Origin of the sequence: Streptomyces sp. NPDC048718 (assembly GCF_043198875.1) — a bacterium.
Taxonomy (GTDB): domain Bacteria; phylum Actinomycetota; class Actinomycetes; order Streptomycetales; family Streptomycetaceae; genus Streptomyces.
Genome location: NZ_JBICVG010000001.1, coordinates 561,096 through 573,826 on the forward strand (window position 1 = coordinate 561,096; position 12,731 = coordinate 573,826).

The 12,731-nt window shown below is 70.3% G+C and carries 12 protein-coding genes; 1 reads left to right on the top strand and 11 read right to left on the bottom strand.

Annotated elements, in window-relative coordinates; genetic code table 11:
* The first annotated feature begins 59 nt into the window (after window positions 1-59).
* Complete coding sequence (locus ACGFRB_RS02685) at window positions 60-3,959, top strand: DNA-directed RNA polymerase subunit beta' (RefSeq protein WP_393238028.1); 3,900 nt, start codon at window positions 60-62, stop codon at window positions 3,957-3,959.
* A gap of 107 nt (window positions 3,960-4,066) precedes the next feature.
* Here the strand turns inward: ACGFRB_RS02685 and ACGFRB_RS02690 are convergent, their stop codons facing one another.
* The 11 genes from ACGFRB_RS02690 to ACGFRB_RS02740 all read right to left on the bottom strand — a co-directional run bounded on the left by ACGFRB_RS02690 (window position 4,067) and on the right by ACGFRB_RS02740 (window position 12,708).
* Entirely contained in the window at window positions 4,067-4,330 is a 264-nt protein-coding gene (locus ACGFRB_RS02690) for a hypothetical protein (RefSeq protein WP_361237243.1), read from the bottom strand.
* Entirely contained in the window at window positions 4,317-4,550 is a 234-nt protein-coding gene (locus ACGFRB_RS02695; protein WP_393238031.1) for a hypothetical protein, read from the bottom strand. Before ACGFRB_RS02695 ends, ACGFRB_RS02690 begins: the two co-directional genes overlap by 14 nt.
* 28 nt (window positions 4,551-4,578) lie before the next feature.
* Window positions 4,579-5,529, bottom strand: coding sequence for a peptidoglycan-binding protein (locus ACGFRB_RS02700; RefSeq protein ID WP_393238034.1), 951 nt, complete (start codon window positions 5,527-5,529; stop codon window positions 4,579-4,581).
* A 135-nt stretch (window positions 5,530-5,664) separates the two neighbouring features.
* Window positions 5,665-6,063: an ATP-binding protein gene (locus ACGFRB_RS02705; RefSeq protein ID WP_363009761.1), complete on the bottom strand. Its 399-nt coding sequence runs from the start codon at window positions 6,061-6,063 to the stop codon at window positions 5,665-5,667.
* A gap of 34 nt (window positions 6,064-6,097) precedes the next feature.
* Complete coding sequence (locus ACGFRB_RS02710; RefSeq protein ID WP_363009759.1) at window positions 6,098-6,727, bottom strand: hypothetical protein; 630 nt, start codon at window positions 6,725-6,727, stop codon at window positions 6,098-6,100.
* Window positions 6,724-7,857, bottom strand: a complete 1,134-nt coding sequence (locus ACGFRB_RS02715; RefSeq protein WP_363009757.1) for a hypothetical protein — start codon at window positions 7,855-7,857, stop codon at window positions 6,724-6,726. Before ACGFRB_RS02715 ends, ACGFRB_RS02710 begins: the two co-directional genes overlap by 4 nt.
* Before the next feature lie 12 nt (window positions 7,858-7,869).
* Window positions 7,870-9,015, bottom strand: coding sequence for a hypothetical protein (locus tag ACGFRB_RS02720; protein WP_363009755.1), 1,146 nt, complete (start codon window positions 9,013-9,015; stop codon window positions 7,870-7,872).
* Between the two features lie 165 nt (window positions 9,016-9,180).
* Window positions 9,181-10,362, bottom strand: a complete 1,182-nt coding sequence (locus tag ACGFRB_RS02725; RefSeq protein ID WP_363009754.1) for a hypothetical protein — start codon at window positions 10,360-10,362, stop codon at window positions 9,181-9,183.
* Window positions 10,363-10,451: 89 nt separating this feature from the next.
* Window positions 10,452-11,648: a hypothetical protein gene (locus ACGFRB_RS02730; protein WP_393238039.1), complete on the bottom strand. Its 1,197-nt coding sequence runs from the start codon at window positions 11,646-11,648 to the stop codon at window positions 10,452-10,454.
* On the bottom strand, window positions 11,645-11,791 hold the full coding sequence (locus tag ACGFRB_RS02735) for a hypothetical protein (RefSeq protein WP_393238042.1): 147 nt from the start codon (window positions 11,789-11,791) through the stop codon (window positions 11,645-11,647). The genes ACGFRB_RS02730 and ACGFRB_RS02735 overlap by 4 nt, the downstream gene beginning before the upstream one ends.
* Window positions 11,785-12,708 carry a phage distal tail protein gene (locus ACGFRB_RS02740; RefSeq protein WP_393238045.1) on the bottom strand — a complete coding sequence of 308 codons (924 nt, stop codon included), beginning with the start codon at window positions 12,706-12,708 and terminating at the stop codon, window positions 11,785-11,787. The genes ACGFRB_RS02735 and ACGFRB_RS02740 overlap by 7 nt, the downstream gene beginning before the upstream one ends.
* Window positions 12,709-12,731 lie beyond the last annotated feature (23 nt).

The following is a 12,731-nucleotide window of genomic DNA, read 5'->3' on the forward strand; positions in this document are numbered from 1 at the left end:
CCCCAAGACCCCCGTATCAGACCCCACAGCCTTACAACCCTGAGAGGGATTGACGCATAGTGCTCGACGTCAACTTCTTCGACGAGCTCCGGATCGGTCTGGCCACCGCTGACGACATCCGTCAGTGGAGCCACGGCGAGGTCAAGAAGCCGGAGACCATCAACTACCGCACCCTGAAGCCCGAAAAGGACGGACTCTTCTGCGAGAAGATCTTCGGTCCGACCCGGGACTGGGAGTGCTACTGCGGCAAGTACAAGCGTGTCCGCTTCAAGGGCATCATCTGTGAGCGGTGTGGCGTCGAGGTCACCCGCGCCAAGGTGCGCCGTGAGCGGATGGGCCACATCGAGCTCGCCGCTCCCGTCACCCACATCTGGTACTTCAAGGGCGTCCCGTCGCGCCTTGGCTACCTGCTCGACCTCGCCCCGAAGGACCTCGAGAAGGTCATCTACTTCGCGGCGTACATGATCACGTTCGTCGACGAGGAGCGCCGCACCCGCGACCTGCCCTCGCTGGAGGCGCACGTCTCCGTCGAGCGTCAGCAGATCGAGAACCGTCGCGACTCGGACCTCGAGGCCCGCGCCAAGAAGCTCGAGAACGACCTGGCCGAACTTGAGGCCGAGGGTGCCAAGGCCGACGTGCGCCGCAAGGTGCGCGAGGGTGCCGAGCGCGAGATGAAGCAGCTGCGCGACCGCGCGCAGCGCGAGATCGACCGTCTCGACGAGGTCTGGGCCCGCTTCAAGAACCTCAAGGTCCAGGACCTGGAGGGCGACGAGCTGCTCTACCGCGAGCTGCGCGACCGCTTCGGCACGTACTTCGACGGTTCGATGGGTGCCGCGGCGCTGCAGAAGCGCCTGGAGTCCTTCGACCTCGAGGAAGAGGCCGAGAAGCTCCGCGAGATCATCCGTACCGGCAAGGGCCAGAAGAAGACCCGTGCGCTCAAGCGCCTCAAGGTCGTCTCCGCGTTCCTGCAGACCGCGAACAGCCCCAAGGGCATGGTTCTCGACTGCGTGCCGGTCATCCCGCCGGACCTGCGTCCGATGGTGCAGCTGGACGGTGGCCGCTTCGCGACCTCCGACCTCAACGACCTGTACCGCCGTGTGATCAACCGCAACAACCGTCTGAAGCGTCTGCTCGACCTCGGTGCCCCCGAGATCATCGTGAACAACGAGAAGCGGATGCTCCAGGAGGCGGTCGACGCCCTCTTCGACAACGGCCGTCGTGGTCGCCCGGTCACGGGCCCCGGCAACCGTCCGCTGAAGTCCCTCAGCGACATGCTGAAGGGTAAGCAGGGTCGATTCCGTCAGAACCTGCTCGGCAAGCGTGTGGACTACTCCGCGCGTTCCGTCATCGTCGTCGGCCCGCAGCTCAAGCTGCACCAGTGTGGTCTGCCGAAGGCCATGGCGCTGGAGCTCTTCAAGCCGTTCGTGATGAAGCGCCTGGTCGACCTGAACCACGCGCAGAACATCAAGTCCGCCAAGCGGATGGTCGAGCGCGGCCGCACGGTCGTGTACGACGTCCTCGAAGAGGTCATCGCCGAGCACCCGGTTCTGCTGAACCGTGCGCCCACGCTGCACCGCCTCGGCATCCAGGCCTTCGAGCCCCAGCTGGTCGAGGGCAAGGCCATCCAGATCCACCCGCTCGTCTGCACCGCGTTCAACGCGGACTTCGACGGTGACCAGATGGCCGTCCACCTGCCGCTCTCCGCGGAGGCGCAGGCCGAGGCCCGCATCCTGATGCTGTCCTCGAACAACATCCTCAAGCCGGCCGACGGCCGCCCGGTGACGATGCCGACCCAGGACATGGTCCTCGGTCTGTTCTTCCTCACCACCGACGGCGAGCTGCGGGACGTCAAGGGCGAGGGCCGCGCGTTCGGCTCCACGGCCGAGGCGATCATGGCGTTCGACGCCGGCGAGCTGGCGCTCCAGTCGCAGATCGACATCCGCTTCCCGATCGGCACCGTTCCGCCGCGTGGCTGGGTCCCCCCGGTCGCGGAGGAGGGCGAGCCGGAGTGGCAGCAGGGTGACAGCTTCCGTCTGAAGACCACGCTCGGCCGTGCGCTCTTCAACGAGCTGCTTCCCGAGGACTACCCGTTCGTCGACTACTCCGTGGGCAAGAAGCAGCTCTCGGAGATCGTCAACGACCTCGCCGAGCGCTACCCCAAGGTCATCGTGGCGGCGACGCTCGACAACCTGAAGGCGGCCGGCTTCTTCTGGGCCACCCGTTCCGGTGTCACCGTCGCCATCTCCGATGTCGTCGTCCCCGAGGCGAAGAAGGCCATCGTCGCGGGCTACGAGGCTCAGGACGAGAAGGTCCAGAAGCAGTACGAGCGCGGTCTGATCACCAAGGAAGAGCGCACGCAGGAGCTCATCGCGATCTGGACCAAGGCGACCAACGAGGTCGCCGAGGCGATGAACGCGAACTTCCCCAAGACCAACCCCATCTTCATGATGGTTGACTCGGGTGCCCGAGGAAACATGATGCAGATGCGGCAGATCGCCGGTATGCGTGGTCTGGTGTCGAACGCGAAGAACGAGACCATCCCGCGTCCGATCAAGGCCTCGTTCCGTGAGGGCCTCACCGTCCTCGAGTACTTCATCTCGACTCACGGTGCCCGTAAGGGTCTGGCCGACACCGCCCTGCGTACCGCCGACTCGGGTTACCTGACCCGTCGTCTGGTGGACGTCTCGCAGGACGTGATCATCCGCGAGGAGGACTGCGGCACCGAGCGCGGCCTCAAGCTGAAGATCGCCGGCAAGGACGAGACCGGTGTGCTCCGCAAGGCGGAGGACGTCGAGACCAGCGTGTACGCGCGCTGCCTCGCCGAGGACGTCGTCGTCGACGGCAAGGTGCTGGCCCCGGCCGGCGTCGACCTCGGTGACGTGCTCATCGACCAGCTCGTCTCCGCGGGCGTCGAGGAGGTCAAGACCCGCTCGGTCCTGACCTGTGAGTCCGCCGTCGGCACCTGCGCCATGTGCTACGGCCGCTCCCTGGCCACCGGCAAGCTGGTCGACATCGGTGAGGCGGTCGGCATCATCGCCGCCCAGTCCATCGGTGAGCCCGGTACCCAGCTGACGATGCGTACCTTCCACACCGGTGGTGTGGCCGGTGACGACATCACCCAGGGTCTGCCCCGTGTCGTCGAGCTTTTCGAGGCGCGGCAGCCGAAGGGTGTCGCCCCGATCTCCGAGGCGGCCGGTCGTGTCCGCATCGAGGAGACCGAGAAGACCAAGAAGATCGTCGTCACCCCGGACGACGGCACCGACGAGACGGCGTTCCCGATCTCGAAGCGTGCGCGTCTGCTCGTGGGCGAGGGCGACCACGTCGAGGTGGGCCAGAAGCTCACCGTGGGTGCCACCAACCCGCACGACGTGCTGCGTATCCTCGGCCAGCGTGCCGTCCAGGTCCACCTGGTCGGCGAAGTCCAGAAGGTCTACAACTCGCAGGGCGTGTCGATCCACGACAAGCACATCGAGATCATCATCCGGCAGATGCTGCGCCGCGTGACGATCATCGAGTCCGGCGACGCGGAACTCCTGCCGGGCGAGCTTGTCGAGCGCTCGAAGTTCGAGACCGAGAACCGTCGTGTGGTCCAGGAAGGCGGCCACCCGGCCTCCGGCCGTCCGCAGCTGATGGGTATCACCAAGGCCTCGCTCGCCACCGAGTCGTGGCTGTCGGCGGCGTCCTTCCAGGAGACGACCAGGGTTCTGACCGACGCGGCGATCAACGCCAAGTCGGACTCCCTGATCGGCCTCAAGGAGAACGTCATCATCGGTAAGCTCATCCCGGCCGGTACGGGTCTGTCCCGCTACCGCAACATCCGGGTCGAGCCGACCGAGGAGGCCAAGGCCGCGATGTACTCGGCCGTCGGCTACGACGACATCGACTACTCGCCGTTCGGCTCGGGCTCCGGCCAGGCCGTTCCGCTGGAGGACTACGACTACGGTCCGTACAACCAGTAAGTAGTGCGAACCGCGAGGCGGCGCCCCGAAAGGGGTGCCGCCTCGCGGCGTTTTCAGAGGGGGAGAGAAGAGGGAGGAATTCGCTTTCTCCGAGACTTCTCCGAGACTCAGCGGGCCGCCATCTCCCACAGGGCCAGGCCCAGGCCGGCCGTGGCCGTCAGGGCCGCGATCGAGGCGAGGGGCCAGCGGGCGCGTTCCAGGGCGTCCAGGCGGGCCTCGTGGTCGGCGAGCTGTTTGTCGGTCTGGTCGCTGCGCTGGACCAGCAGGGCGAGGCTTCCGTCGACGCGGGCGAAGCCGGCCTCCAGGGTGCCGCGGAGCCGTTCCAGCTCCACGGCGACGGCGACCGGGTCGTTCGGTTCAGTCTCGGTCATCGGCGGCCCCCGGTCCGATGCGCAGCCAGCCCGGCAGCAGACTCTGTACGGCGGGCAGCGCCATCACCCGGGTGAGGGCGCCGGCGGCGGCGAGCGCCCCGGCGACCCACGGCAGGGTCGCGGGCAGCCCGGCGGCGTCGACGGCGCCGGGCAGGACGACGGCGATGCCGACGGCGGTCTGCAGCACGGTGCGGGCCGTGCGCTTCGCGGCTTCGGACATGGTTCTCCTTCTGCGGGACGTGTCCGCGTTACGCGGTGTACGGGACCTTCAGCGCGTTCCAGGAGGCGCGGCCCGGCCAGCCGTCGGCCTCGGAGCCGGTGAAGCCGAGCTTGCGTTGCCAGGCCGCGTACGACTGACGGTCGGCCTCCGACCAGCGCGGGCCCGGTCCGACCTGGTAGCGGCCGCAGCCCTCGGCCATGAGCCGGCGGCCCATCGCGGTGACGATCGGGGACGACGGGTTCGCCTTGAAGAAGGACGTACCGGGGAACGGCTGGAGGCGCGGGGCCGAGGGCGGAGTGGCCGGCGAGGACGGGGTGCTCGGGGTGCTGGGAGCGGTCGGGGCCGGGGGCTTGGCCGCCGGGGCGCCGCCGAGGCGCTTCTGCACGCGCCCGCGCATCACCGGCATGCCGAAGCCGCGCGGATCGTTCTTCCAGTCCGACCACTCAGAGTGGCCGATCACCGACTTGGCGCCCCAGCCGTGCGCCCGGCACAGGGCGGTCGCGACCCGTTCGATGGCGTCGAGCTGGGCGGGCGGCCAGGGGTCGGTGCCGTTGCCGAGGTTGACGCACTCGAATCCGTAGAAGCGGGCGTTGCCGTCGACGGCCCCCGGGCTGCCCTCGTGGGCGCGGGGCGTCGGCGGCCGGTCCCCGTACGTCTCGGTGATCACGGCCTGGAGGACGGACGGGTCGCCGCCGCCCGCGTGGTTGGCGCGGCCGTTGCCGATCAGGTGGACGCTGCCGTCCTTGGCGATGACGCCGTGGCACAGCGGGCCGGGCAGACCGGCGTAGCCGTCGCTGCACATCCGTACCGTGTTGTCGGTGCCGGCCGAGACCGTGTGGTGGATCATCACACCGGCCACCGGCCCCCAGGACCCGTGGCCGGAGCGGTTGTGGGTGCGCCAGCCGTCGTGTTCGACGACGGTGACGCCTTCGGCGCGGAGCGCGGCGACGAACCGGTCCGCGGTGAGAGGGGCTGCCATCTGGTCCTCCGGGCATGGAAAAACCCCGGCCGGGTGGGTGGCGCGGGGCGGATGGGCGTACGGGAGCGGGGAGCTGGCTGGTTACGGGGCGGGCGGACGTACGGGGAGCGGGCGGACGTGCGGGGCGCGGCCCGGCTACGAGGTGGCGGGTGCGGCCGGGGCGGCGGGGGCCCACTCGGCGCAGAGCGCGGCGTACGCGGCGCGGCGGCGCTCGAAGTCCGCGAGGGCCGCGGCGACGGCCCGCGGCACGGCGGTCGGGTCGGGCACGACCGGCCGCCCGCCCTGGCCGTTCACCAGGACGAGGCCGGAGCCGCGCAGCGCGACGTCGTACGGCGCGTCCTCGCGTGCGTCCTCGGCGAGCTGCGCGGAGACGTACACCGTCGGGTATTCGCCGGTGACCGGGTCCGGGCCGCTCACATCGCCGATGTTGTTGTCGTACAGGCGGATGTTCAGCGTGTGACCGCCCTCGGTGACGAGCGCGCGCCCCGCGTAGTCGATCTCGATGCCCCAGGGCTGGGCGGGGTCGGTGTTCATGGGAAGTCCCTCCGGGTCGGGTCTGGATGCCGTATCAGGTCTGGATGCCGTGCATCATCACGGGCTGGGCGTAGACCGTGCCGCTGGTGGCCTGGGCGTGGATCTCGACGGTGATGGTCTTGGAGAAGTTGGTCTGGATGCTGCCGGGCAGCGGACCCGTGTAGTCGTAGGTGTTGCCGGCGGTGACCGTGGGGCCGAACTGCGTGCCGTCGACGAGGACCTTCACCGAGCCGGTGCCGCCGCTGGACGCCCGGGTGTACATCGTCAGCCGCATCCTCGGCTGCCACACCGGGTTGAACGACTGGGCGATCATCGTGAACGCGGTGCTCGTCGTCTGCGGCCAGCGGACCGGGTTCTGGTCCATCGGCGGCAGCATCTGGAGCCACGGCCGGGCGAGCCCGCCGGTGACGATGTCGTCCGCGAAGATCTCGTGGCTGTAGCCGTCGAAGACGCGGATGACCGGCCGGTTGAGCTTCGGGTCGCTGCTGTCCATGACCAGGGCGGTCATGCTGGTCCCGTCGGGGTTGACCCGGCGGACGGTGAACGAGCCGTTCACCACCTGATTGAGCGCCGGGCGGGTGTTGACGGCCGTCGACAGGGCCTTGATCCGGCTTTCCATCTGGTTCAGCCGGTCGATGATGTCCTCGGGCAGCTGGGGCATCATGCCTCCTCGAGATAGAGGTCGGCGGTGTCGGGCCGGCCGCGCTCCGGCGGGGTGACCTTGACGCCGATGATCCGATAGCGGGCGTCCAGCCCTTGCGCGTACCACTCGTCGGTGATCCGGATCCGCGCCACGCGGCCCAGGAGCTGCGGCGGGACGATCCCGCCCAGATGGATGCCGACCTCCGGGATCACGACGGCGCCGCGCGCCTGGTTCAGCTCCGCGCCCGCCAGCGAGTCGAGCGTGAGCTGGTCGGTGATCTCGTTGTGGTCCGTGGACAGGTCGAGCAGCGGCCAGCCGTCCGCCAGCAGATCCGTGGCGGTCTGCTGGCTGGAGAACAGCGGCCGGGACTCGGCGGCGGCGTTGGAGTTGGTGGACGCGCCGCGGGCCACGGCGGTGGTGCCGCCTCGGGTGGCGTCGTACGGGAAGGAGTACGACAGGATGACGCCCGGCCGGTCGAAGACCAGGTCGGTGGCGCCCGTGATGATCCGGGGCGCACCGAGCCGGAGCTGCTTCACCCGGGCGCCGGTGACCGGGTCGCGGTAGACCAGGATCTGGTGCTCGAAGCCGTTGTCCATGGCCGCGAGCTGGTTGAGCGCCTCCAGGTAGACGGTCTCGTCACCGGGCCGCCAGCTCACTGTGCGCAGCACCTTGGAGTCCGGCTCGTTGCCGAAGGTGATGCCGAGCCGGCGGGGCTCCTCCCCGGCGGGCGCGCCCGGGTAGTTCTGGACGTCGAGTTCCTGCCACAGCCGGCGGGCGATCTCCAGCTGCTCGGTCGGGGTGGTGTACGTGATCTCGGTACGGATCCGGCGGCGGCTCGCGTACGAGTCGAAGGTCGCCGCCTGGATGCCGAGCGTCAGCACGCCCCGGCCGCTGGACTGGAGGGTGGTCGTCCAGACGATGCCGCCCCACCACAGGTCGCCGCCGCGCTCCAGATAGACCGCGGTGCGGCCCTCGCGGACCTTCTTCACCCGCTCGGCGATGGCCTGGTCGGGGATGGGGACGGTGCCGGACAGCGAGCCCGACTTGCCGATGTAGTCGTCGAACTGGACGTCCCGCAGCGGCAGGATGTCCAGCGTCTGGTCGGTGAGCAGATCGCAGAAGATGGCCCGGTAGGGCGTGTCGAGTGCCATGGCGGACCTCCCTCAGAGGACGTAGGTGGCGGAGATACGCAGGTTGCGGCCGGCGACCAGGGAGCCGTTGTAGGTCCAGCTGCGGATGGCGATCGCGCCGCCGGCGTAGACGATCGCCGCGCCCATGCCGAATCCGTCGGAGGCGACGGCCTCCATGTCGATCGCCGGACGCCAGCCGGCGGGCAGGTTGACCAGCACCTGGTCGGGGAGGTTGCCGCTGGCGTCGACGTCGATCTTGTCGCCGTTGCGGGTGACGACCACGCTCATGCTGCACAGACCGCTCTTGGTGCGCCGGGCGGTGAAGGAGTTCAGCGTCCAGCCGGTCTGGGCGGTCGCGCCGCTGGTGGTGCTCTCGTTCTCCACCGGCGGCTGGTAGGCCACCCAGGCCGAACCGTTCCAGCGCTGCAGCTGCCCGCCGTTGTAGTCCCGGTACTGGCCCGGGTAACTGCCCGCGGTGACCGTGCCGCTGGGCGCGATGCCGCCGATCTCCTTCGGATACGGCACCCAGGCGGTGCCGTCCCAGCGCTGGAGGAAGTGGGCGTTGTCGTTGTCCTGGTACTGGCCCGGGTACGAGCCCGGCACACCGCCGTTGTTGTAGACCGGCAGGATGCCGCCGGACGACACGATCGTGGTGCGCAGGTCGGTCACATTGCCCGCGGTGGTCCAGTCGATGCCGCCGGTGCCCGCCGACGCCCCCGCCTTCACCTTCACGGTGAACAGCACCAGCGAGCGGGCCGGGGCGGTGGGGGCGACCGGCGCGGCCGCCGGGACACCCTTGACGATCTCCACGCCGGCCTCGTACTTGCCGAACGTGTCCACGTCCTGGTCGTAGACGCGCACCACGACGAGGTCGATCCGCGGGTTGAGCGGGTCGCCGTCGGCGAAGGTGATGGTGATGTCCTCGTCGAGGGCGACCGGGTAGGCGCCGTCGGCGTTGCCGCCCTGGATGACGGCCTTGCCGTGGTAGACGGTGGCCGTCATCGGGCCGCTGGAGGCCATCCACAGGCCGCCGACCCGGTACTTGCCGTCGTACGTGCCGGGCAGGATGCCGGACCGTACGCCCAGCGGGTTGACGGGGGTGGTGGCACCGATGTTCGTGACGCGGGTGTTCTGTCGGGTCTGGCCGGTGGGCAGCAGCCAGCCGGAGCGTACGGGCATGGGATCTCCTGGGATCTCCTGGGAGGGGCGGGCGGGGCCGGGGAGTGGGGGGTGGGGGTGGGGGACTGCGGGGAGGCGAGGGGCGGCGGTCGGGCCGGGGAGGCCGGCCGAGGGGGCGGTCGGGACCGGGCGAGGCGGTCCCGACCCTGATCCACCGGACAGCCCCTAGTACTGCGCGTCCACGCGGATGAAGCAGTTGTCGAACTCGGCGGTGACGGTGGCGACGTTGACCCTGAAGTAGGCGGTCAGGGTGTACGTCGCGCCCGGCGTCAGCCCCGACAGCCGCCGGTGCGACGCCACCGACACGAGGGTGTCGGAGGCGGCGAGCGCCGCGTAGTCGTCGCTCGGCTCCTGGACGGCCGTGGTGCCCTGGGTGAGCCGGAGCGCCATGTACGCGTAGGTGGCGTTGTTGGAGCGCAGCCGGGTGCCGAAGGAGACGAGCACGGCCTTCGACGCCGGGGCCGTGAAGGTCACCGAGAACGGCGTCTTCACCGTGTCGGTCAGATTGGGGGTGTACGTGGTGGACTTGGTGGTGCCCGCGTCGCTGAAGTCGTTGTAGTAGCCCCCGCGGAACGCCGGCGCCCACGCGGTGCCGTTCCAGCGCTGCAGCTCGCCGTTGGTGCCGTCCCGGTACTGGCCGACGTAACTGCCCTGCGCGGTGGAGGCCGAGCTGGGCACCACACCGCCGACCGCCTCCGGGTACGCGACCCACTTGCCGCCGTCCCAGCGCTGGAACTGGTTGTTCGCGGTGTCCTGGTACTGGCCCGGGTAGGCGCCCGGCAGCACCGCGTTCTCTACCGGCAGGATGCCGCCGACCGCGACGACCGGGGTGCGCAGGTCCCGCAGGGAGGTGTTCCACGGAATGCCGCCGTTGCCCGCGCTGGCGCCGGCCGGGACCAGCACCTCGTACAGCGGCATACAGCGCGGCGGGACGGCCGCCGCGACCGGGGACGCGCTCGGCACGCCCTGGATGACCTCGATCTTCGCCTCGTTGCGGTTGCTGCCGTCGTAGAGGTTGTCGTAGATCCGCAGGGTGACCAGGTCGACGCGGCCGAACTGGGCGTCGCCGGTGGCGAAGGTGACCGGCTCGGAGGCGGGCAGCGTGACCGGGTAGACGCCCTGGGAGATGTCGCCCTGGATGACGGCGCGGCCCTCGGAGACGGTGGCGGTCATGGTGGAGGCGCCGGTCATCCAGAAGCCGGAGAGCCGGTACTGGCCGTTGTAGGAGCCGGGGGTGATGCCGGAGCGGACCTGGACCGGGTTGACCATGGTGGTCGGGGTCTGGGTGAGACGGGTGTCCTCGCGGGTCTGGCCGGTCTCGGCGACCCAGCTGCTGCGCAGATTCACGGTGTTCTCCGATCGGGTGGAGAGGCGGAGGGGGAGGTGCGAAGGGGCGGGCTGTGCGACGGGAGAGGCCGTCGCAGGGGGTGGGCCGGTCAGGCCTTGAGCCACTCGGCGGTGAGCGTGCAGGAGTAACCGGAGCCGCCGAGCGTGCGGACCGCCGCGGTGTGGCTCTGGTAGCCGGAGAGCTGGACCGTCTTGCCCGCGTCGATGTGGATCAGGGCGGAGCCGCCGACGGTGATCGTGCCGTTGGCGGCGGGGGTGAGCCAGCTCATCCGGGACTGGACGACGCCGTTGACCGAGACGCGGGCGCCGCGCATGCCGGTCTGGCCGTCGTTGGACCAGGCGGCCTGGGCGGAGATACGCCAGTAGCCGGAGCGCGGGACGACGTATGTGTCGGTCCCGTTCCAGCCCTTGGCGTCGTCGGCCTCGACGGTCGGCAGGGTGAGCAGGGTCCAGATGTTGGGAGCGATGCTCTGGGCCTCGGTGGTCTGCCACTGCGTGGCGGCGAAGAGGATCTTCCCCTTGCCCTCGGCGTACTGCCAGGCGGCACCGTCCCAGCGCTGGAGGACGCCGGCGTTGTCGCGGTACTGCCCGGTGTAGCCGCCGGTCGTCGCGGTGCCGCTGGGCGCGATGCCGCCGATCGGCTTCGGGTACGACACCCAGGTCGTACCGTCCCAGCGCTGGAGCAGACCGGAGACATCGCGGTACTGGCCGACGTACGCGCCCTTGAAACCACTCGTCGGCATGATCCCGCCGAGCGCCGTCATCGGGTAGTGGAGCGTGGTGACGGCGCTCTGCCAGGCGATGCCCCCGGAGCCGGCGGAGGTGCCCGCCGGGACGGCGACCGTGTAGAGCGGGAAGGCGCTGCCGGGACCGGAGGCCGGGGCCACCGGGGTGGCCGAGGGCGTGCCCTTGACCAGCCGGATCACTGCCTCGGCCCGCCCGCTCTTGTCATAGGTGTCGTCGAGGACGGCCAGTTCGATCAGGTCGATCCGGCCGTACTGCGGGTCGCCGTCGGTGAGCGTCAGCGTCTCGGCGGCGGTCACCGCGATCATGTACGTGCCCTGGGCGGTGTCGTTGCCCTGGATGACGGCCCGGCCGGTGCCGATCACACACTGCATCGCGGCCGTGCCGGTCAGCACGAGCCCGCCCGGCACGATGCCGGGCCGGGACCGCAGCGGGGTCTCGGCGGCGCTCTGCCCGCTGGGGGTGAGCAGCGCGGACAGTGCCATCCGGGTGTCCTCGCGGGTCTGGCCGGTGGACTGGAGCCAGGCGGCTCGTACGGTCATCGCTTCACCTCGGCGGTCGGGCTGGTGGGGCTGGTGGGGCTGGGCGGGTGTTCGGGGGTGGTGCGAGGAGTGGTGCGGGTGGTGCCGGTGGGGGCGCGGGGACCAGGGCCGTCGAGTACGGCGGTGGGGGTGTCGGCTACCACTCGGCGCTGCGCCAGCGGACGGTCATCAGCGCGTCGGGCGTGGCGCCGTCGGGCCGGAACGCCAGCTCGGTGCGGCCCGGTTCGAGCACGAACAGCTCCTCCGGACTGGAGTCGCCCATCGCGGTGTGGCGGCGGGACGCGGTGTTGTTGAGGGTGACCGTGCCCGCGGCCGTGTCCACGATCAGCTCGTCCCCGGCGGCCAGGTCGATCGCGTACCGCAGCCGGCGCTGGCTGACCCGCTCGGTGACGGTCGGCATGGAGCACGGGCCGCGGAAGACGATCACCGGGTGGGTGGCCGCGGACCCGGTGTTCTCGGCGACGGCATCCCCGGTGGACCTGGCCTGGCCCCAGTTGAGCGGCCAGGTCAGCGGCCAGGTCAGACCGGACTCCGGCTGCGGGGCCGTGGTGGACGCCGACTGCTCGTAGACGGCGTACCGGCGCGGGTCGGAGGCCAGCCACTGCACCGACATGCGCGAGCTGCCCTGCGTGGCGAAGCCCTGGTCGGCCGGGACCACCCGCTGGGCGATCCGGGCGCGTACGGCGAGCAGCTCGCCGTGCAGCCGTACGGTCAGCCAGCGTTCCTCGTCCATCAGGGCGAGCGCCTGGCGCAGCGCGCGCAGGGCCTCGGGGACGCTGTCGAACTCCGGCATCAGGACGATCGTGCCGCCGACCTTGCGCGGCTTGGCGTAGCGGGAGCCCGGCCAGGCGCCGTGCGAGGTGGGCCGGTCGGCGTCGGAAGAGTCGTACTCCGGCAGGTCCTCCCAGCCGGACAGACCGGAGCGGTCCACGGCGAAGGGGGTGCCGGGGCCGATGAGCAGCCCGGCCCACTGCATCTGCCCGTCCTGGGTGATGAGGGAGCCGGGGGCGAGGTCGGCGGTGTAGGTGTTGCCGGCGTAGCCGGTGGAGTTCTCGGCCATGAGGCCGTCACCTCACTTCTGAG

Bases quoted from the DNA above. Each gene is read 5' to 3' on its own strand.
- ACGFRB_RS02695 (WP_393238031.1), bottom strand. From the start codon at position 4,550: ATGTCCGAAGCCGCGAAGCGCACGGCCCGCACCGTGCTGCAGACCGCC.
- ACGFRB_RS02740 (WP_393238045.1), bottom strand. From the start codon at position 12,708: ATGGCCGAGAACTCCACCGGCTACGCCGGCAACACCTACACCGCCGAC.
- ACGFRB_RS02705 (WP_363009761.1), bottom strand. From the start codon at position 6,063: ATGAACACCGACCCCGCCCAGCCCTGGGGCATCGAGATCGACTACGCG.
- ACGFRB_RS02690 (WP_361237243.1), bottom strand. From the start codon at position 4,330: ATGACCGAGACTGAACCGAACGACCCGGTCGCCGTCGCCGTGGAGCTG.
- ACGFRB_RS02730 (WP_393238039.1), bottom strand. From the start codon at position 11,648: ATGACCGTACGAGCCGCCTGGCTCCAGTCCACCGGCCAGACCCGCGAG.
- ACGFRB_RS02715 (WP_363009757.1), bottom strand. From the start codon at position 7,857: ATGGCACTCGACACGCCCTACCGGGCCATCTTCTGCGATCTGCTCACC.
- ACGFRB_RS02720 (WP_363009755.1), bottom strand. From the start codon at position 9,015: ATGCCCGTACGCTCCGGCTGGCTGCTGCCCACCGGCCAGACCCGACAG.
- ACGFRB_RS02710 (WP_363009759.1), bottom strand. From the start codon at position 6,727: ATGATGCCCCAGCTGCCCGAGGACATCATCGACCGGCTGAACCAGATG.
- ACGFRB_RS02700 (WP_393238034.1), bottom strand. From the start codon at position 5,529: ATGGCAGCCCCTCTCACCGCGGACCGGTTCGTCGCCGCGCTCCGCGCC.